At 67.6% G+C, this 18166-nt stretch carries 16 protein-coding genes and 1 pseudogene; 5 read left to right on the top strand and 12 right to left on the bottom strand.

All coding sequences use genetic code 11. From position 1 onward, the window contains the following. Nucleotides 1–64 precede the first annotated feature (64 nt). The 9 genes and pseudogenes from CFB34_RS19680 to CFB34_RS19640 form a co-directional block, all read right to left on the bottom strand. On the bottom strand, nt 65–1261 hold the full coding sequence (locus CFB34_RS19680) for a pyridoxal phosphate-dependent aminotransferase (protein ID WP_039371039.1): 1197 nt from the start codon (nt 1259–1261) through the stop codon (nt 65–67). A gap of 73 nt (nt 1262–1334) precedes the next feature. Continuing rightward, the gene (nusB, locus tag CFB34_RS19675; protein WP_021157083.1) at nt 1335–1772 is read right to left on the bottom strand and encodes a transcription antitermination factor NusB; all 438 of its coding nucleotides are present in this window, start codon (nt 1770–1772) and stop codon (nt 1335–1337) included. After that, nucleotides 1769–2284: a 6,7-dimethyl-8-ribityllumazine synthase gene (ribH, locus tag CFB34_RS19670; RefSeq protein WP_039371042.1), complete on the bottom strand. Its 516-nt coding sequence runs from the start codon at nt 2282–2284 to the stop codon at nt 1769–1771. Before ribH ends, nusB begins: the two co-directional genes overlap by 4 nt. A 53-nt stretch (nt 2285–2337) precedes the next feature. Beyond that, nucleotides 2338–3480, bottom strand: a complete 1143-nt coding sequence (gene ribBA, locus CFB34_RS19665; protein ID WP_089439431.1) for a bifunctional 3,4-dihydroxy-2-butanone-4-phosphate synthase/GTP cyclohydrolase II — start codon at nt 3478–3480, stop codon at nt 2338–2340. Between the two features lie 191 nt (nt 3481–3671). Continuing rightward, nucleotides 3672–4190 carry a DUF1993 domain-containing protein gene (locus tag CFB34_RS19660; RefSeq protein WP_069247362.1) on the bottom strand — a complete coding sequence of 173 codons (519 nt, stop codon included), beginning with the start codon at nt 4188–4190 and terminating at the stop codon, nt 3672–3674. Nucleotides 4191–4390: 200 nt separating this feature from the next. After that, nucleotides 4391–4483, bottom strand: a pseudogene (locus tag CFB34_RS19655) (riboflavin synthase); the annotation flags it as partial. Between the two features lie 3 nt (nt 4484–4486). After that, nucleotides 4487–5608, bottom strand: a complete 1122-nt coding sequence (gene ribD, locus CFB34_RS19650; RefSeq protein WP_089439432.1) for a bifunctional diaminohydroxyphosphoribosylaminopyrimidine deaminase/5-amino-6-(5-phosphoribosylamino)uracil reductase RibD — start codon at nt 5606–5608, stop codon at nt 4487–4489. A gap of 15 nt (nt 5609–5623) precedes the next feature. Then, the gene (gene hemL / locus CFB34_RS19645; protein ID WP_014897811.1) at nt 5624–6907 is read right to left on the bottom strand and encodes a glutamate-1-semialdehyde 2,1-aminomutase; all 1284 of its coding nucleotides are present in this window, start codon (nt 6905–6907) and stop codon (nt 5624–5626) included. Nucleotides 6908–7081: 174 nt separating this feature from the next. After that, nucleotides 7082–7546: a hypothetical protein gene (locus CFB34_RS19640; protein WP_011351244.1), complete on the bottom strand. Its 465-nt coding sequence runs from the start codon at nt 7544–7546 to the stop codon at nt 7082–7084. A 247-nt stretch (nt 7547–7793) separates the two neighbouring features. Between CFB34_RS19640 and CFB34_RS19635 the strand changes: the two genes are divergently transcribed. Further along, nucleotides 7794–9011, top strand: a complete 1218-nt coding sequence (locus CFB34_RS19635; protein ID WP_089439433.1) for a Bcr/CflA family multidrug efflux MFS transporter — start codon at nt 7794–7796, stop codon at nt 9009–9011. Between the two features lie 96 nt (nt 9012–9107). Here the strand turns inward: CFB34_RS19635 and CFB34_RS19630 are convergent, their stop codons facing one another. The 3 genes from CFB34_RS19630 to zwf all read right to left on the bottom strand — a co-directional run bounded on the left by CFB34_RS19630 (nt 9108) and on the right by zwf (nt 13251). Continuing rightward, complete coding sequence (locus CFB34_RS19630) at nt 9108–11036, bottom strand: bifunctional transcriptional regulator/glucokinase (protein ID WP_089439434.1); 1929 nt, start codon at nt 11034–11036, stop codon at nt 9108–9110. After that, nucleotides 11014–11694, bottom strand: a complete 681-nt coding sequence (gene pgl, locus CFB34_RS19625) for a 6-phosphogluconolactonase (RefSeq protein ID WP_089439435.1) — start codon at nt 11692–11694, stop codon at nt 11014–11016. Before pgl ends, CFB34_RS19630 begins: the two co-directional genes overlap by 23 nt. Nucleotides 11695–11781: 87 nt before the next feature. Next, on the bottom strand, nt 11782–13251 hold the full coding sequence (zwf, locus tag CFB34_RS19620) for a glucose-6-phosphate dehydrogenase (RefSeq protein ID WP_089439436.1): 1470 nt from the start codon (nt 13249–13251) through the stop codon (nt 11782–11784). A gap of 430 nt (nt 13252–13681) precedes the next feature. On the opposite strand from zwf, the gene CFB34_RS19615 reads away from it, so the two are divergent. The 4 genes from CFB34_RS19615 to ugpC all read left to right on the top strand — a co-directional run bounded on the left by CFB34_RS19615 (nt 13682) and on the right by ugpC (nt 18085). Next, nucleotides 13682–14929: an ABC transporter substrate-binding protein gene (locus tag CFB34_RS19615; protein ID WP_059485260.1), complete on the top strand. Its 1248-nt coding sequence runs from the start codon at nt 13682–13684 to the stop codon at nt 14927–14929. Between the two features lie 139 nt (nt 14930–15068). After that, complete coding sequence (locus tag CFB34_RS19610) at nt 15069–16007, top strand: sugar ABC transporter permease (protein WP_089439437.1); 939 nt, start codon at nt 15069–15071, stop codon at nt 16005–16007. Next, entirely contained in the window at nt 15997–16854 is an 858-nt protein-coding gene (locus CFB34_RS19605) for a carbohydrate ABC transporter permease (RefSeq protein ID WP_011544828.1), read from the top strand. Before CFB34_RS19610 ends, CFB34_RS19605 begins: the two co-directional genes overlap by 11 nt. Nucleotides 16855–16966: 112 nt before the next feature. Next, nucleotides 16967–18085, top strand: a complete 1119-nt coding sequence (gene ugpC, locus CFB34_RS19600) for a sn-glycerol-3-phosphate ABC transporter ATP-binding protein UgpC (RefSeq protein WP_089439438.1) — start codon at nt 16967–16969, stop codon at nt 18083–18085. Nucleotides 18086–18166 lie beyond the last annotated feature (81 nt).

The following is an 18166-nucleotide window of genomic DNA, read 5'->3' as shown; positions in this document are numbered from 1 at the left end:
GCACCCGGATCGGGTGCCTTTTTGCTTTTGCGGGGGGCGGAATGGCCGCCGCGCCGGCCGCGTGTCAGTGCTGCCCGAACAGTGTCGCGAGCCGGTCGACCGCTTCCTCGAGCCGCGAGTAGGCCGTCGCATAGGACAAGCGGATATAGTCACGCGGCGCATGGACACCGAAGTCCATGCCGGGCACCAGCACGACGCCCGCGTCGTGCAGCATCGCCGTCGTGAGCGCGGCGCTGTCGCCGGCCGCCGGGTGGGCGACGCCGCCGCAGTGCGCATACACGTAGAACGCGCCGTCCGGCATCACGGGCACCGTGAAGCCGAGCCGTTCGAGCGCCGGTGCGATGAAATCACGCCGGCGCTTGAATTCGAGCCGGCGGGCTTCGTAGATGTCGAGCGCGGCCGGCTCGAAGCACGCGAGCGCCGCGTGTTGCGCGAGCGCGGACGGGCAGATGAACAGATTCTGCGCGAGCTTCTCGAACGTGCCGACCAGCGCGGGCGGCACCACCAGCCAGCCGAGCCGCCAGCCCGTCATGCTGAAATACTTGGAGAAGCTGTTCACGGTGACGACGTCGTCGCCGAACGACAGCGCCGACACGGGGGCCGCGTCGTAGCTGAGCCCCTGGTAGATCTCGTCGACGATCGTGAAGCCGCCGCGTGCGCGCACGGCTTCGACGATCCGCTTCAGTTCGTCGGGTTCGAGCGACGTGCCGGTCGGGTTCGACGGCGACGCGAGCAGCACGCCGCGCGTGCGGTCGCCCCAGCGTGTGCGGACGTCGTCCTCGGTAAGCTGGAAGCGCGCATCGGGGCCGCTCGGCACGAGTACCGCGCGGCCTTCGGCCGCGGCGACGAAGTGCCGGTTGCACGGATACGACGGGTCGGGCATCAGCACCTCGTCGTCGCGCCCGACGAGCGCGAGGCACGCGAGCAGCAGCGCGGCCGACGCGCCGGCCGTCACGACGATCCGTTCCGGGCTGATCGTGAGGCCGTACGCGCGTGCGTAGTGCGCGGCGATCGCCTCGCGCAGCGGTGCGATGCCGAGCGCGCTCGTATATTGGGTGACGCCACGGCGCAGCGCGGCCGCGGCCGCTTCGACGACCGGCTCCGGTGCAGTGAAATCCGGCTCGCCGATGCCCATGTGGATAACATCGCGCCCGGAGGACTCGAGACGCTGTGCCTCCTTCATCAGTTCCATCACGTAGAAGGGCTGGATCGCGTCGACGCGTGCGGCGAGTCTGACGAGCGAATCGGTGGCGGTATTCATCGGGCGGGCAGGGCGAGGGAGGCGAGGCAAAAGAAAAAACGGGCGCATGCGCGCCCGTTCCGGACCAACGGGTTCAGCCGTTGCGGCGCGCCTGCGTTTCGGCGGGGCGCAGCTTCGCGGCGAGCTTGTCGAGCACGCCGTTCACGTACTTGTAGCCGTCGGAGCCGCCGAACGTCTTCGCGAGTTCGACAGCTTCGTTGATGATCACGCGGTACGGCGTTTCGACGTGGTGCGTGAGCTCGAACGTGGCGATCAGCAGCACGGCGCGTTCGACCGGCGACAGCTGGTCGATCGGGCGGTCGAGCGACGGCGTCAGCGCTTCGACGAGCGTGGCGTGCTCGCGGATCACGCCGTGCAGGATCGCGTCGAGCAGCTCCTTGTCGGCCTTGTCGTAACCGAGCGCGCCGCGCAGTTGCGCGTCGATCTCGCCGGAGGATGCGTTCGACAGCAGCCACTGGTACAGCCCCTGCGTCGCCAGCTCGCGCGATTGTCGGCGGGCGCTCTTCTTCATGCGCGCTCCTCTTCGTCGTCTTCCTCTTCTTCGTCCTCGTCGTCATCGCCGAGCTGGTCGAGGGCCATCGTCAGGTTGGCCATCTCGACGGCGACGCGTGCGGCGTCACGACCCTTTTCGGTCATGCGCGCGACGGCCTGCTCGTCGTTTTCGGTGGTCAGGACCGCGTTCGCGATCGGCAGGTTGAAGTCGAGGCCGATGCGGGTGATGCCCGCGCCGCTCTCGTTCGACACGAGTTCGAAGTGGTAGGTCTCGCCGCGGATCACCGCGCCGAGCGCGATCAGCGCGTCGAACTGGCCGCTTTCGGCGAGCTTCTGCAGCGCGAGCGGGATTTCCAGCGCGCCGGGCACCGACACGAGCAGCACGTCTTCACCGGTGACGCCGAGGCGTTCCAGTTCCTCGACGCACGCGTCGGCGAGGCCGTTGCACACGGGCTCGTTGAAGCGCGATTGCACGATGCCGATACGCAGGCCGTCGCCTTCGAGATTCGGTTGGTATTGTCCGATTTCCATGATCTTGTCCGTGGTGTGGATGAACGGTTATAGGGCGAAAGCGCCGTGGCGGGTTACGCGTTGGACGCCGGGCAGGACTTGGCTTCGCCGCCGGGCATCGGAATGAAGCCCGTGACTTCCAGTCCGTAGCCGGACATGCTGCCCAGCTTGCGCGGATTCGACAGCACCTGCATCTTGCTGACCCCGACATCGCGCAGGATCTGCGCGCCGATGCCGAACGTCTTGAAATCAACCGGCCGGCGCTTGAGCACAGCGGCCTTTTCTTCCTCGTCGAACGCCTTGAAGACGTCGATCAGGTGTTCCTTCGTGTCGCCGCAGTTGAGCAGCACGATCACGCCGAGGTCGCGCTCCGCGATCTCGCGCATCGCGGCGTCGAGCGTCCACGAGTGCGTCGACACGCCCGTCTCGAGCAGGTCGAGCACCGACAGCGGCTCGTGCACGCGCACCGGCGTATCGACGTCCGGCGACGGCGTGCCGCGCACCAGCGCGATGTGCGGCGAGCCGCTCGGCTGGTCGCGGTACAGCACCGCGCGGAACGTGCCGTGCGCGGTCTGCATCGTGCGCTCGGCGATCCGCTCGATGATCGATTCGGTGCGGCTGCGGTACTGGATCAGGTCGGCGATCGTGCCGATCTTCAGGTTGTGTTCCTGCGCGAACTCGATCAGGTCGGGCAGGCGCGCCATCGTGCCGTCGTCCTTGATGATCTCGCAGATCACCGCGGCCGGCGTGAGGCCCGCCAGCGCGGTGAAGTCGCAACCAGCCTCGGTGTGGCCCGCGCGCACGAGCACGCCGCCCGGCTGCGCCATGATCGGGAACACGTGGCCCGGCTGCACGATGTGCTCGGGGCGCACGTCATGCGCGACCGCCGTGGCGATCGTGTGCGCACGGTCGGCGGCCGAGATGCCGGTCGTCACGCCTTCGGCCGCTTCGATGCTGACCGTGAACGCGGTGCCGTACTGCGTGCCGTTGCGGTAGGTCATCAGCGGCAGGTGCAGCTGCTTGCAGCGTTCCTGCGTCAACGTCAGACAAACCAGGCCGCGGCCGTACTTGGCCATGAAGTTGATCGCTTCCGGCGTGACGAATTCGGCGGCGATCACGAGGTCGCCCTCGTTTTCGCGGTCTTCTTCGTCGACCAGGATCACCATCCGGCCGGCTTTCAGCTCGGCGATGATGTCGAGCGTGGAGGCGAGCGTCATAAGGGGGCGTGAAAGAGGAAAGTGCGTATTTTACGCCAGCCGGACGACGTTTCGGCTGGCGGGGACCGCGCGCGCCCGGCGAGCGCTCCGGAAAGCGCTGCGGCCGGCCTGCGCGGCAGGCCTGGCGGGGCCGCCGCGCATTGGCGCACGTGCGTGCGGACGGTGGCGGGCCGGGCTTGCCCGGCCGCGCGTCACGCGTGCTGGTCGCGCCCGCCCAGGTAATCGAGCTTGCCGAGCTCGACGCCGCTGTGGCGCAGGATGTCGTACGCGGTCGTCACGTGGAAGAAGAAATTGGGCAGCACGAAATTCAGCAGGTACGACTGGCCGGTGAACTCGATCGGGCCGACGCGCATCTTCAGCACGATCTGGCGCGCCTCGCTGCCGTCGATCTGCGCGGCGTCGAAGCTTTTCAGATAGTCGATCGTCTTCTGGATGCGGGCGTGCAGTTCGTCGAAGGTCTGCTCGACGTCCGGGTAGCTCGGGATTTCGACGTCGGCGAGGCGCGCGGCGCAGCCCTTGGCCGTGTCGGTCGCGATATAGACCTGGCGGACGAGCGGCAGCATGTCCGGGTACAGGCGAGCGCCGACGAACACCGACGGATCGATCTGCTTTTCGGCCGCATGGGCCTGCGCCTTGCCGAGAATGTGCTGAAGATTGGTCAGGCCACGGATCAGGACAGGCACCGAGGCCTGATACATCGAAATGGACATGGGGACGACTCCTTGAGGAAGAGGGTGACCAATACGCGGCCGCGCCGTGCGTTGCGGCGCTGGAACCGCTGTCGACGCATCTTAGCGCGGCGGCATGACCCGTGCGCGTCGTTGGCCATTCGGCCAGCTGTCGGGGCAGGTGGGCGAGCGACGAGCGTACGCGTCGTGGCGTCGACCGGCGACGCGCGGCCCGACATGGGATGGGAGATCAGGCTGGTCGAGAACGCGCAGCCGCCCGCGCGATCGTCGACCGTGTCGACGGTCAGGCTCACGGCGTTGACCGTGATCGACCCCGTTCAGTGCGCGGCGTCGGGCGGCGCGAAGCGCGCGAGGATCCGCAGGTCGTCGCCGACCCGCTCGAATCCGTGGAACGACAGCCGCGTACGCGCGTCGAGGTTCGCCGGCGCGGCGAGGTCGAACATGCCGGCCGCATCGGCGCCCAGCAGGCTCGGTGCGAGGTAGACGAGCAATTCGTCGACGCACTGCTCGCGCAGCAGCGAGCCGTTCAGCTTGTGGCCGGCCTCGACGTGCAGCTCGTTGACGCCGCGCGCGCCGAGCGCCGCCAGCATCGCGGGCAGGTCGACCTTGCCTTGCGCGTTCGCGATCGGCACGATTTCCGCGCCACGGGACTTCAGCACGTTCGCGCGCACTTCGCCGGCGGCGTCGAGCCGGCCGCAGAAGATCAGCAGCGGCGCGCCTTCGAGCAGCCGCGCGTCGAGCGGCAGGTCGAGGCGGCTGTCCACGAGGATGCGCTGCGGCTGGCGCGGCGTGTCGATGCCGCGCACGGTCAGCAGCGGGTTGTCTTCGCGCACGGTGCCGATGCCGGTGAGGATCGCGCAGGCGCGCGCACGCCATGCATGCCCGTCGAGGCGCGCGGCCTCGCCGGTGATCCACTGGCTTTCGCCGGACGGCAGCGCGGTGCGGCCGTCGAGCGACGCGGCGGTCTTCATCCGCACCCACGGGCGGCCGCGCGTCATGCGCGACACGAAGCCGATGTTCAGTTCGCCCGCTTCATGCGCGAGCAGCCCGCAGCGCACGTCGATGCCCGCGTCGCGCAGCATGCCGAGGCCGCGCCCCGACACCTGCGGGTTCGGGTCTTCCATCGCGGCGACGACCTTCGCGACGCGCGCTTCAATCAGCGCGTTCGCGCACGGCGGCGTGCGGCCGAAGTGGCTGCACGGCTCGAGCGTCACGTAGACGGTCGAGCCCGCGACGTCGTGGCCGCGTGCGCGCGCATCTTTCAGCGCCTGCACTTCCGCGTGATCCTGGCCGGCCGGCTGCGTGAAGCCTTCGCCGATCACGTCGCCGTCCTTGACGATCACGCAGCCGACACGCGGGTTAGGCGCCGTCGTATACATGCCGCGCGCGGCGAGCGCGAGCGCGCGCTGCATGTGGGCGAAATCGATGTCCGAGAACATGCGCGCGGCCCCGGGTCAGGCAGCGAGTGCCGCGAATGCGCGGCGCGCGGCCGCGAGCGTCGCGTCGATCACCGCGTCGTCGTGCGTGCTCGACACGAAGCCGGCTTCATACGCGGACGGCGCGAAGTACACACCTTCGTCGAGCATCAGGTGGAAGAAGCGGTTGAAGCGCTCGGTGTCGCTCTTCGTCACTTCGGCGAAGCTGGTCGGCACGCGTTCGGCGAAGTAGAGGCCGAACATCGCGCCGATCGAGTCGGCCGCGAACGGCACGCCGGCCGCACGCGCTTCGGCCGCAAGGCCGTCGGCGAGACGCTTGGTCTGTGCGGTGAGCGCGTCGTAGAAGCCGGGCGCCTGGATCAGTTGCAGCGTCTTCAGGCCCGCGGCGACCGCGATCGGGTTGCCCGACAGCGTGCCGGCCTGGTAGACGCCGCCGAGCGGCGCGAGGTGGGCCATGATGTCGCGGCGGCCGCCGAACGCGGCAGCCGGCATCCCGCCGCCGATCACCTTGCCGAGGCAGGTGAGGTCGGCCGTGATCCCGTAGTACGCCTGTGCGCCGCCGAGCGCGACGCGGAACCCGCACATCACTTCGTCGAAGATCAGCACGGCGCCGTGCTTCGTGCACAGCGCGCGCAGCGCGTTCAGGAATTCCGGCGTGCCGCGCACGAGGTTCATGTTGCCCGCGACCGGCTCGACGATCACGGCGGCGATCTCGTCGCCGAACGCGCCGAACGCTTCTTCGAGCGCGGCGACGTTGTTGTATTCGAGGACGGTCGTGTGCTTCGCGATGTCGGCGGGCACGCCGGCCGACGTCGGGTTGCCGAACGTCAGCAGGCCCGAGCCGGCCTTCACGAGCAGGCTGTCCGCGTGGCCGTGGTAGCAGCCCTCGAACTTGACGATGCGGCTGCGGCCCGTGAAGCCGCGCGCGAGACGCAGCGCGCTCATCGTGGCCTCGGTGCCGCTCGACACCATCCGCACCTGCTCGATCGACGGCACGAGCTTGCAGATTTCCTCGGCGATCTCGATCTCGGCTTCGGTCGGCGCGCCGAACGAGAAGCCGTCGGCGAGCACGTTCTGCACGGCCGACAGCACTTCCGGATGGACGTGGCCGACGATCATCGGGCCCCACGAGCCGATGTAGTCGATGTACTGCTTGCCGTCGGCATCCCAGAAATACGGGCCTTGCGCGCGTGCGACGAAGCGCGGCGTGCCGCCGACCGAACGGAATGCGCGCACCGGCGAGTTGACGCCGCCGGGAATGGTCTTCTGGGCGCGTTCGAAGAGGATCTGATTGTTGGACATGGACGAAACCTGCGAGAGAAGGGCGCGGGGGCCTGTGCACGGGCCGCGGCGCCTGGGCGGAACGATCGTCCGATTGTACCGGAGACGCGCGCGGCGAGCCCGCGGCGCCGTCTGCGGCGTATCGGCGCGAGGGATCGCGCGGGCCGGGGAGGACGAGCGGGCGATTCGGCCCCGTTATCGATCCGGCAACGGGGGCGGCTTGCGCTTGCCGGTCAGCTCGGCCCAGCGCTTCTCGAGCGGGCCTTCGACCATCGGCTTGATCACCGTGCCGGAGCTTTGCGCATCCCAGGTCTGCACCGAGTACGGATGGACGCGCAGCGCGTCGCGCGCGATCACGACGTCCTGGTGCGCGTCGACCAGCCAGTCGTACACGAAGTCGATGCACAACCGGTAGCCGCGCTTCGTCGACGGATCGGGCACCTCGTACGGCGCGCGCGTCACGTAGCCGGAGCCGAACACGCCCTTGGGTTCCTTCGCGACGCGATGCAGGAACACGCGGTCGCCCGGCAGGATGCCGCGCGCGAAGCCGCAGCCCCAAACGTCATGCACGGCCTCGCCGGCCTTCACGCGCGCGGCGACGTCGGGCAGTTCGGGCCACGGCCATTTCTTGGGGCTCCAGATCAGCAGGAAAGCGGTCATCGGTTCGGTCGTGCACTGTATTGGTCAGACAAGAAGGGGTGAGTCGCTGCAAGCTTAATCGAATCCGGCGCTCGATCCCCCGCGGCGGGTACCGTGCAGTGCCTTTCGGGCCCGCTGCGCACTCGGCAGCCTGCACGAAAAAAAGTTGCGCGTACAATCATGGGCCTGGGCGTGCCGTTCGCGGCGCGGCCTCCCGTCTTCACCGCCACGCGCGCCCCGATGCGCGCGGGCTCCATTCCGGATACCCATGTCTCACGTCATCCGACGCCGGCCCGATGCCCGGCTGATCCTGTTGCTCGGCGCGCTCGCCGCTTGCGGGCCGATCGCTACCGACATGTACCTGCCGAGCCTGCCGTCGATCGCGGCCGGCTTCTCCGTCAGCGCCGGCGCCGCGCAGCGCACGCTGACGAGCTTCATGGCCGGCTTCTCGATCGGCATGCTGCTGTACGGCCCGCTGTCCGACACGTGGGGCCGCCGGCCGGTACTGCTCGGCGGCATTGCGCTGTTCACGCTTGCGAGCATCGGCTGCTTCGTGTCGACGTCGATCGACATGCTGATCCTCGTACGCTTCCTGCAGGCGCTCGGCGCCGGCGCGGCGTCGGTGCTGTCGCGTGCGATCGCGCGCGACGCGCACGAGCCGACCGACGCGGCGAAGGTGCTGTCGATGGTGGCGATCGTCACCGCGGTCGGGCCGCTGCTCGCGCCGCTGATCGGCGGCCAGATCCTGCGCTTCTCCGGCTGGCGCGGCGTGTTCGTCGTGCTGGCCGTATTCGGCGCGGTATGCGCGGCGACCGCGTACCTGCGCGTGCCCGAAACCTGGCCGAAGGAGCGGCGCAAGAGCGCGGCCGTGCTCGCGTCGTTCGCGTCGTACGGGCGCATCCTGTCCGATCCTGTCGCCTGGGGGCACATGCTGTGCGGCGGGATGGCGTTCGCGTCGATGTTCTCGTACATCACCGCCACGCCGTTCGTGTACATCGAGTATTTCCACGTGTCGCCGCAGCACTACGGGCTGCTGTTCGGCCTGAACGTCGTCGGCATCATGATCGGCAACTTCGCGAACACGCGGCTCGTCGGCCGCCTCGGCTCGCTGCGCATCATCGCGGCCGCGTCGCTCGTGAGCTGCATCGCGTCGCTCGCGGTCGCGCTCGTCGCGCTGACGGGGTGGGGCGGGTTGTGGTCGATCGTCGTGTGCCTGTTCTTCGTCGTCGGCGTGGTCGGGATCCTGTCGGCGAACTGCACGACCGACCTGATGCATCGCTATCCGCACAACGCGGGCGCGTCGGCGGCCGTGTTCGGCGCGATGCAGCTGGCGCTTGGCGCGCTCGCGAGCGTCGCGATCGGCGCACTCGCGGACGGCACGCCGTTCGCGATGGGCGTGACGATCGGCGTGTCGGGCGTGCTGTGTTTCGCCGGCCGCTTCCTGGTGCTGCGCTGGCACGGGCGGCCCGTCAAGGCGGGCGCCTGATCCGCGGCCTGACGGCAGCATGAAAAACGCCACCGCGCGCGCCGCGCCGGTGGCGTTTTCGTTTCGAACGCGGGAAGCGGCTGCCGCCGCGCCGCGTCAATCCCGTGCGACGTCCTTCGCCGCCGGCGATGCACCGTGGCTCAGCCAGTCGAGCACGTCGGCCGTTTCGTCGTCGCTCGCGCGTGCCCGCGCCTGCGCGACGGCCTCGGGCAGTTCGCCGTTCGTCGACGCACGGCGGATCGCGACGCCGACCGCGAGGATGTCGATCATCAGCAGATGCAGGATCCGCGAGATCATCGACAGCTGCGACTCGCGCATCTCGATGTGGTCGGTTTCGAGCGCGACGGTCGCGCGCTTCGCGAGCGGCGTGTTGCTCGACGTGATCGCGATCACCTTCGCGCCGGCCTGCATCGCGACGTCGAGCACGCGCAGCAGCTCGGGCGCGCGTCCCGACTTCGACACCGCGACGATCACGTCGCCCTTGCCGAGCAGCGCGGCCGATGCGGCCTGCATGTACAGGTCGCCGTACGCGATCGTCGGGATCCCGAAGCGGAAGAACTTGTAATGCGCGTCCTGCGCGACGATGTTCGAGTTGCCGAGCCCGTAGAACTCGATGCGCCGCGCGCCGTTCAGGATCTCGATCGCGTTCTCGACATGCTCGAAATTCAGGTGCTCGCGCAACTGCAGGATCGCGGACACCGTGTTGTCGAGCACCTTCGCGCCGAAGTCGGTGGCCGTGTCGCCGAGATGCACCTGGCTGTGGCTCATCGGGATCGTGCCGGTGAGGCCGGTGGCGAGCTTCAGCTTGAAGTCGGACAGCCCCTGGCAGCCGAGCGAGCGGCAGAAGCGGATCACGGTCGGCTGGCTCACGTCGGCCTTGCGCGCGATGTCGACGATCGGATCGTTGATGATCGAACGCGGATGGTTCAGTGCGAGATCGGCGACGCGGCGCTCGGCCGGCGTCAGCGCGTCGCGCATCTGGCGGATCCGTTCGAACACGGCCGACGACGCACCGCCCGAGCGGTTCGACAGTTGCTCCGCGAGGATGGCCGATACGCCGAGGAACGCCGGGTATTCGGCGGTGATCAGGTAGGTCGGGATGTTCTCGAGGTAGTGCGTGAAGCGGCCCTTCGCCTCGAAGCGCGCGCGGAACGACGAGCGCGTGAACAGTTCGCCGAGCTTCAGCGCGACCCCGCCGCCGATGTACACGCCGCCGAGCGCGCCGAGCGTCAGCGCGACGCTGCCCGCGAACGCGCCGAGAATCCCGCAGAAGCATTCGACCGTCTCGAGCGCGAGTGCGTCGCCCGCATGCGCGCGCTCGACGATCTCGACCGTGTCGACGGTCGCGGCCACGCGCTTCTTGTCGCGCGCGGCGAGCGCGCGATAGATGATCTCCATGCCGGGGCCCGCGCACACGCGTTCGAACGACACGTGCGGAAACTTCTTGCGCGCGTACTGCAGCACCAGGTCCTCGCGCTCGTCCTGCGGCGCGAACGATGCATGGCCGCCTTCGCTGCCGAGCGCGATCCAGCGGTCGTCGGCCGGAATCAGGCCGGACACGCCGAGCCCGGTGCCGGGCCCGAGCAGCCCGATCACGCTGTTCTGGCGGCGCGCGCCGCCGCCGACCTGCACGCGCTGCGCGTCGGTCAGCCCCGGCAGCGCCATCGCGAGCGCGGTGAAATCGTTGACGACGAGCAGCGTGTCGAAGCCGAGCGCGCGGCGCGTCGCCTCGATCGAGAAGCTCCAGTCGTGGTTGGTCATCGTGACCTGGTCGCCGTCGACTGGGTTCGCGATCGCGATCGCCGCGTGGTTCACGCGGCTGATCTTCACGTCCTTCAGATACTTGCGGATCGCGTCGGTGATCGTCGGATAGTCGGCGCCGGGATAGACGCGAATCTGCGTGATCTCGCCCGGGCCGGTTTCCAGCGCGAAGCGCGCGTTGGTGCCGCCGACGTCCGCGAGCAGGCGTGGGCCGTCGGCATGCTGACCCGCGACGACCGCCTTACTTTGCGCACCAGTAGACATCGAGCTGGGTCCCCTTGTCGTTGGCCAGTTGGGAAATCGCGTTCTTCTGCAGCGACGCGGCCGCGGCGTCGAGCACCGCGCGTTTGCGTTCGCCCGCGATCAGCAGGAACAGCCGGTCGACGCGCTTGAGCGCATCGAGCGAGAAGCTCACGCGCGCATGCGGCGCGGCGCCGGGATGGACGGCGACGAAACGCTCGGGCGTCGTGATCGCGTGATCCCATTCGGGCGCATCGGCGAAGATCGACGCGGTATGGCCGTCCTCGCCCATGCCGAGCACCGCGACGCTCGGTACGCGGTAGTCGGCGTTCGCGTTCAGCGCGGCGACGTGCGCGTCGAGCGCGGCGCGCGTGTCGACGAGCGGCAGGAAGCGGGCAGGGGCGGCGGCGTGCTGCAGCAGCGTGTCGCGCACGAGGTGCGCGTTGCTGGCTGCATCGTCCTCCGGCACCCAGCGGTCGTCGACCAGCGTCACGTCGACGCCGGCCCAGTCGAGCGTCGCGTGCGACAGCGTTTGCAGGAACGGGCGCGGGCTCGTGCCGCCGGACACCGCGAGCGTCGGGCGCGCGGGGCCGGCGAGCGCGGCGCGCAGCGCATCGCCGACGGCGCGCGCGAGCGCTTCGCTTTGCGCTTCCTGGGTGTCGAAAGCGTGAATCTCGATCACATCTCCTCCGGACTGCTTTGTCTGTTCAAATCGTACGAATCGTGGGGCACGTTGCCGCGTACGGTGGCGTGCGCGGCAACGGTTGCATCAGTTCTCTTCTTCGAGCCAGCAGGTGTCGTGCTGCGCGAGCATCGCGCTCGCCGCGGCCGGCCCCCACGTGCCCGCCGCATACGGCTTCGGCGGCTTCAGCGTGCGTGCCCATTCGTTCAGGATAGGCTCGACCCAGCGCCATGCGGCTTCCTGTTCGTCGCGTCGCACGAAGAGGGCGAGACGGCCGTTGATCACGTCGAGCAGCAGGCGCTGGTACGCCTCCATCTGCCCTTCCTTGAAGAACTGGTCGAACGCAAGGTCGAGGTGCACGCTCGCGAGGTTCATCCCTTCGCCGGGCTGCTTCGCGAGGCAGTACAGGCGGATCGTTTCGTTCGGCTGCAGCCGGATCACGAGGCGGTTCGAACCGGGGCGCAGCGCGGTCGGCCCGAGCGCCGAATGCGGCACCGGGCGGAAATTGACGACGATCTCCGCGACGCGATCGGCGAGCCGCTTGCCGGTGCGCAGGAAGAACGGCACGCCGGCCCAGCGCCAGTTCTCGATCTCGACCTTCAATGCGACGAAGGTTTCGGTCTGGCTGTCGGGCTTCACGCCCGGTTCGGTTGCATAGGCCGGCACCTGCGCGCCCTTGATCACGCCCGCATGATACTGGCCGCGCACGGCCACCTTGCCGATGTCGCGCGGATCGACGGGCTTCAGCGCGCGCAGCACGCGCAGCTTTTCGTCGCGCACCGAATCCGAATCCATCGAATGCGGCGGCTCCATCGCGACGATCGACAGCAGTTGCAGCAGGTGGTTCTGCACCATGTCGCGCAGCGCGCCCGTATTGTCGTAGAAATCGCCGCGTGCCTCGACGCCGAGCTCCTCGGCGATCGTGATCTGGATGCTCTCGACCCATTCGCGGCGCCACAGCGGCTCGAACAGCGCATTGCCGAAGCGCAGCGCGAGCAGGTTCTGCACGGGTTCTTTACCGAGGTAGTGGTCGATCCGGTAGATCTGGTCTTCCGCGAAGATTTCGCCGACCGCGTCGTTGATCGCGTTCGAAGACTTCAGGTCGTAGCCGAGCGGCTTCTCGAGCACGATGCGCGAGCCTTCGCTCAGGCCGACCGACGCGAGCGCCTTGCAGATCGGCACGAACAGCGACGGGCCCGTCGCGAGATAGAACACGCGGATGCCGGGCAGCGATGCCACCGCGTCGCGCAGCACGACGTAGTCTTCCGCACGGCCGAGATCGAGGTGCACGTATTCGATGCGATCGAGGAAGGACTTCCACGCAGCTTCGTCGAACGCGTTGCCGGCGGCCTTGGCCGCGTGCGGCTTCACGTGCGTGTCGACCCATTCGAGATAGGACGCCCGATCCGATTCATGACGCGCCACGGCAACGATCCGGCCGCTCTCCGCCAGCATGTTCGCACGGTGCGCCTCGAACAGCGCTGGCAGGATCTTGCGCATCGACAGATCGCCGGTGCCGCCGAAAAGTACGAAGGTAAAGCTGGAATCGGTATGCATGTGTCTCCGCCGGGTTGGGGTGCTCGGAAGCGATCCGTAGTGCGATAAAAATATTTTTGACACTGAATTGTAGTTTAACTACAATCCGCCGCAAGGGGTAGCACCTGGGTGAAGAAAAAAAGAAGTGCGGTCGATGAACTGCGCGAGCTTCATCTTCGGGAACGCCTTGTGCCGAATGTTATCGGACATTGACGGCGCGCATCGTCAGCGCGACGTCGGCCCCGGGCTCGCGCCGCATCATCGCGGCGGGCCAGAAACACAAAGAGGAGACACGCCGTTGAATCTCGATTCACGCTTTCTGTAAGAGCCCGGCCGGTCATCGGCCCCGTACGCTGCATGCGTCCCGCGGCTCGATTTCCCCGTCGTTATCAAGAAGCCGGTTCCCCGTCGGGGAACCTCACGAGTTGATTCAGTCTGGAGGAGATAAGTAATGAAAGTTCGCTCGATCATGGGTGCGCTCTGCGCTGCAGGTCTGATGGCCGGCGCCGTGGCGGCGCAGGCAGCCGAAAATGTGACGGTGCTGCACTGGTGGACCTCGGGTGGCGAGTCGAAGGCCGTCGGCGTGCTGAAGGACGACGTGCAGAAGCAGGGCTACGTGTGGAAGGACTTCGCGGTCGCGGGCGGCGCCGGCGCCGCGGCCATGACCGCGCTGAAGACCAAGGTGATCAGCGGCGACGCACCGTCGGCCGCGCAGATCAAGGGCCCGCTGATCCAGGACTGGGCCGACCAGGGCGTGCTCGTCAACATCGATTCCGCTGCCGGCGACTGGAAGCAGAACCTGCCGCCGGAAATCGACAAGATCATCAAGTACAAGGGCCACACCGTCGCGGCGCCGTTCTCGGTGCACCGCGTGAACTGGCTGTACATCAACAAGGCCGCGCTCGACAAGGTCGGCGCGAAGGTGCCGACCACCTGGCCTGAATTCTTCGCGGTGGCCGACAAGCTGAAGGCCGCGGGCATCCAGCCGGTCGCGATGGGCGGCCAGCCGTGGCAGGACCTGACGCTGTGGGAAGACGTCGTGCTGTCGCAGGGCCCGGCGTTCTACAAGAAGGCGCTGGTCGACCTCGACCAGGCGACGCTGACCTCGCCGCAGATGCTGTCCGTGTTCGATACGGTGCGCAAGATCCAGGGTTACTTCGATACCGGCCGCAACGGCCGCGACTGGAACCTCGCGACCGCGATGGTGATCAACGGCAAGGCCGGCATGCAGTTCATGGGCGACTGGGCGAAGGGCGAGTTCGAGAACGCCGGCAAGAAGGCGGGCAAGGACTACATCTGCGCGGCGGTGCCGGGCACGGCGAATGCCTACACGTTCAACGTCGATTCGTTCGTGTTCTTCCAGCAGAAGGGCGAGAAGAACGCGACGCCGGGCCAGCTCGCGCTCGCGAAGACGATCATGACGCCGGACTTCCAGGAACAGTTCAGCCTGCTGAAGGGTTCGGTGCCGGTCCGCCTCGGCGTGAAGATGGACAAGTTCGACGACTGCGCGAAGAAGTCGTATGCCGACGAGCAGACCGCGATCAAGTCGGGCGGCTTCGTCCCGTCGCTCGCGCACGGGATGGCGCAGAGCGACGCGACCGCCGGCGCGATCACGGACGTCGTGACGAAGTTCATGAACTCGCAGCAGGATTCGAAGAGCGCGGTCGCCGCGCTCGCGAAGGCCGCGAAGGTCAAGTAACGCGCGACAGGCGCCCGGCCGGAAACGCTTCATCGGCCGGGCGTTTTTGCATGTGCAGCAAACGGGCTCGCCCGCGAAGCCCGTGCCGTACCCGGCGCCGGCCCGGCCTGCGTCGCCCTCGTTCCAGGAGTCGAATCAAGTGGCTGCCCCTCTTAGCGGAAACGGATCCGGCGCTGCCGCCGCACGGCGTACGTCGCCGATGTCGGCCTTCGCCGATCGCTGGATCCCGAAGCTCGTGCTTGCGCCGAGCGTCGCGATCGCCGTGGTGTTCATCTACGGCTTCATCCTGATTACCGGCTATCTGTCGCTGACCCGTTCGCGGCTGTTGCCGAACTACGAATTCGACGGCTTCGGCCGTTACTCGGACCTGTTCCAGAACGACGTGTGGTGGACCTCCGCCGCGAACCTCGGCTGGTTCGGGATTCCGTTCATCGTGATCTGCGTCGCGCTCGGGCTGTTCCTCGCGATCCTGCTCGACCAGCGGATCCGCAACGAAGGCGCGCTGCGCGCGGTCTTCCTGTACCCGATGGCGCTGTCGTTCATCGTCACCGGCACCGCGTGGCAGTGGATCCTGAACCCGGGCCTCGGCCTCGAGAAGGTGATGCACGACTGGGGCTGGACGAGCTTCTCGTTCGGCTGGCTCGACGATCCGGACAAGGCGATCTTCTGCGTGGTGATCGCGGCCGTGTGGCAGTCGACCGGCTTCGTGATGGCGCTGTTCCTCGCGGGGCTGCGCGGGGTCGACGCGGAGATCTTCAAGGCCGCGCAGGTCGATGGCGCGACGCTGCCGACCATCTACCGCAAGATCGTGATCCCGAGCATGCGCCCGGTGTTCTTCTCGGTGCTGCTGATCCTCTGCCACATCACGATCAAGACCTTCGACCTCGTCGTCGCGCTGACGGCGGGCGGCCCGGGCACGTCGTCGTCGCTGCCGGCCATGTTCATGTACACGTTTTCGTTCAACCGCGGCCAGCTTGGGCTCGGCGCGGCGTCCTCGGTGATGATGCTCGCGACCGTGGTCGCGGTGCTGGTGCCGCTGATGTATATGGAATCGAGGAGCACCCGCAATGCAGCCTAAGATGACGATCAGCCGGGCAGTGATCTATGCGGCACTGATCCTGTTCGCGCTGTATTTCCTGTTCCCGATCTACGTGATGCTGTCGACGTCGTTCAAGGATCTCGACCAGCTGCGCACCGGCAACCTGCTGACGCCGCCCACCACGTGGACCGTCGACCCGTGGGTGAAGGCCTGGAGCGGCGCGTGCACCGGCGTGCGCTGCGACGGCATGAAGCCGTTCTTCCTGAACTCGCTGCAGATGGTGATCCCGGCCGTGCTGATCTCGTCGCTGATCGGCGCGTTCAACGGCTACGTGCTCACGCACTGGCGCTTTCGCGGCGCCGATGCGCTGTTCACGATGATGCTGGTCGGCTGCTTCATCCCGTTCCAGGTGATCCTGCTGCCGATGGCGCGCCTGCAGGGGATGCTCGGCCTCGCCAACACGATTCCGGGCCTCGTGTTCGTGCACGTCGTGTACGGCATCGCGTTCACGACGATGTTCTTCCGCAACTTCTACGTGAGCGTGCCGGCCGAACTCGTGAAGGCCGCGCGCATCGACGGCGCGGGCTTTTTCACGATCTTCACGAAGATCCTGCTGCCCGTATCGCTGCCGATCTTCATGGTGTGCCTGATCTGGCAATTCACGCAGATCTGGAACGACTTCCTGTTCGGGATCGTGTTCTCCGGCGTCGATTCGATGCCGATCACGGTTGCGCTGAACAACCTCGTCAACACGTCGACGGGCGTGAAGGAATACAACGTCGACATGGCCGGCGCGATCATCGCCGCGCTGCCGACGCTGCTCGTCTACATCGTCGCCGGCCGCTACTTCGTGCGCGGGCTGACGGCGGGCGCGGTGAAGGGGTAAGCGCGGCTTCATCCGATACGACGAACCGGCCGCGCCTCGCGCGCGGCGCATCGAAACGAACCCGACGCGGCGCCGGAGTGCGCCGCGCGAGACGAGACAGAGGATTCACAGCATGGCAAGCCTTTCCATCCGTGACGTGTACAAGACCTACCCGAACGGGGTGCCGGTCCTGAAGGGTGTCGACATCGAGATCGAGGACGGACAGTTCCTGATCCTGGTCGGCGGGTCGGGCTGCGGGAAGTCGACGCTGCTCAACATGATCGCCGGGCTCGAGACCGTGACGAGCGGCGAGATCTGCATCGACGGCAAGGTCGTCAACGACCTGTCGCCGAAGGATCGCGACATCGCGATGGTGTTCCAGTCGTACGCGCTGTATCCGTCGATGACGGTGCGCGAGAACATCTCGTTCGGCCTGAACATCCGCAAGGTGCCGAAGAGCGAACAGCAGCAGATCGTCGAGCGCGTGTCGCAGATGCTGCAGATCCAGCACCTGCTCGACCGCAAGCCGGGTCAGCTGTCGGGCGGCCAGCGCCAGCGCGTCGCGATGGGTCGTGCGCTCGCGCGCGATCCGTCGCTGTTCCTGTTCGACGAGCCGCTGTCGAACCTCGACGCGAAGCTGCGCATCGAGATGCGCGCGGAAATCAAGCTGCTGCACCAGCGCCTCGGCACGACGATCGTCTACGTGACACACGACCAGATCGAGGCGATGACGCTCGGCGACCGGATCGCGGTGATGAAGGACGGCGTGGTCCAGCAGTTCGGCGCCCCGCAGGAGATCTACGATTCGCCGTCGAACCTGTTCGTCGCGGGCTTCATCGGCGCGCCGCCGATGAACTTCATCAACGGCAAGCTGGTCGAGCAGGGCAGCGGGATCGCGCTCGAAGTCGACACGGGCGTCAAGCGCGGCGTGCTGAACCTGCCGTTCGATGCGGCGAAGCTGAAGTCGCACGTCGGCCGCGAGGTGATCCTCGGCCTGCGCCCGGAGCGCATCACCGACGTGCGCCATGCGCACAACGGCGACGCGTCGCATCTGCAACCGTTCGACGTGCGCGTCGACGTGACCGAGCCGACCGGGCCGGACACGCACGTGTTCGCGCAGGTGAACGGCAAGCGCATCGTGAGCCGCGTGCATCCGGCCGCGAACCCGCAGCCCGACCAGACGCTGTCGCTGCTGTTCGACGTGTCGAAGGCGGTGCTGTTCGATCCGGCGTCGGAGGAGCGAATCGCGTAAGGTCGCGCGAGCGCTGAACGAAGAAAAAAGGGCCGTCTTCGGACGGCCCTTTGGTTTTTCGACGTGGCGGATGATGCCGCG

The organism is Burkholderia sp. HI4860 (assembly GCF_002223045.2).
Classification (GTDB): Bacteria; Pseudomonadota; Gammaproteobacteria; order Burkholderiales; family Burkholderiaceae; genus Burkholderia.
This window is presented reverse-complemented; position numbering and strand designations above follow the sequence as displayed.

Excerpts from the sequence above, each read along its gene's own strand:
- CFB34_RS19680 (WP_039371039.1), bottom strand. The coding sequence starts at position 1,261 with ATGAATACCGCCACCGATTCGCTCGTCAGACTCGCCGCACGCGTCGAC.
- nusB (WP_021157083.1), bottom strand. The coding sequence starts at position 1,772 with ATGAAGAAGAGCGCCCGCCGACAATCGCGCGAGCTGGCGACGCAGGGG.
- ribH (WP_039371042.1), bottom strand. The coding sequence starts at position 2,284 with ATGGAAATCGGACAATACCAACCGAATCTCGAAGGCGACGGCCTGCGT.
- ribBA (WP_089439431.1), bottom strand. The coding sequence starts at position 3,480 with ATGACGCTCGCCTCCACGCTCGACATCATCGCCGAGCTGAAAGCCGGC.
- CFB34_RS19660 (WP_069247362.1), bottom strand. The coding sequence starts at position 4,190 with ATGTCCATTTCGATGTATCAGGCCTCGGTGCCTGTCCTGATCCGTGGC.
- ribD (WP_089439432.1), bottom strand. The coding sequence starts at position 5,608 with ATGTTCTCGGACATCGATTTCGCCCACATGCAGCGCGCGCTCGCGCTC.
- hemL (WP_014897811.1), bottom strand. The coding sequence starts at position 6,907 with ATGTCCAACAATCAGATCCTCTTCGAACGCGCCCAGAAGACCATTCCC.
- CFB34_RS19640 (WP_011351244.1), bottom strand. The coding sequence starts at position 7,546 with ATGACCGCTTTCCTGCTGATCTGGAGCCCCAAGAAATGGCCGTGGCCC.
- CFB34_RS19635 (WP_089439433.1), top strand. The coding sequence starts at position 7,794 with ATGTCTCACGTCATCCGACGCCGGCCCGATGCCCGGCTGATCCTGTTG.
- CFB34_RS19630 (WP_089439434.1), bottom strand. The coding sequence starts at position 11,036 with ATGTCTACTGGTGCGCAAAGTAAGGCGGTCGTCGCGGGTCAGCATGCC.
- zwf (WP_089439436.1), bottom strand. The coding sequence starts at position 13,251 with ATGCATACCGATTCCAGCTTTACCTTCGTACTTTTCGGCGGCACCGGC.
- CFB34_RS19615 (WP_059485260.1), top strand. The coding sequence starts at position 13,682 with ATGAAAGTTCGCTCGATCATGGGTGCGCTCTGCGCTGCAGGTCTGATG.
- CFB34_RS19605 (WP_011544828.1), top strand. The coding sequence starts at position 15,997 with ATGCAGCCTAAGATGACGATCAGCCGGGCAGTGATCTATGCGGCACTG.
- ugpC (WP_089439438.1), top strand. The coding sequence starts at position 16,967 with ATGGCAAGCCTTTCCATCCGTGACGTGTACAAGACCTACCCGAACGGG.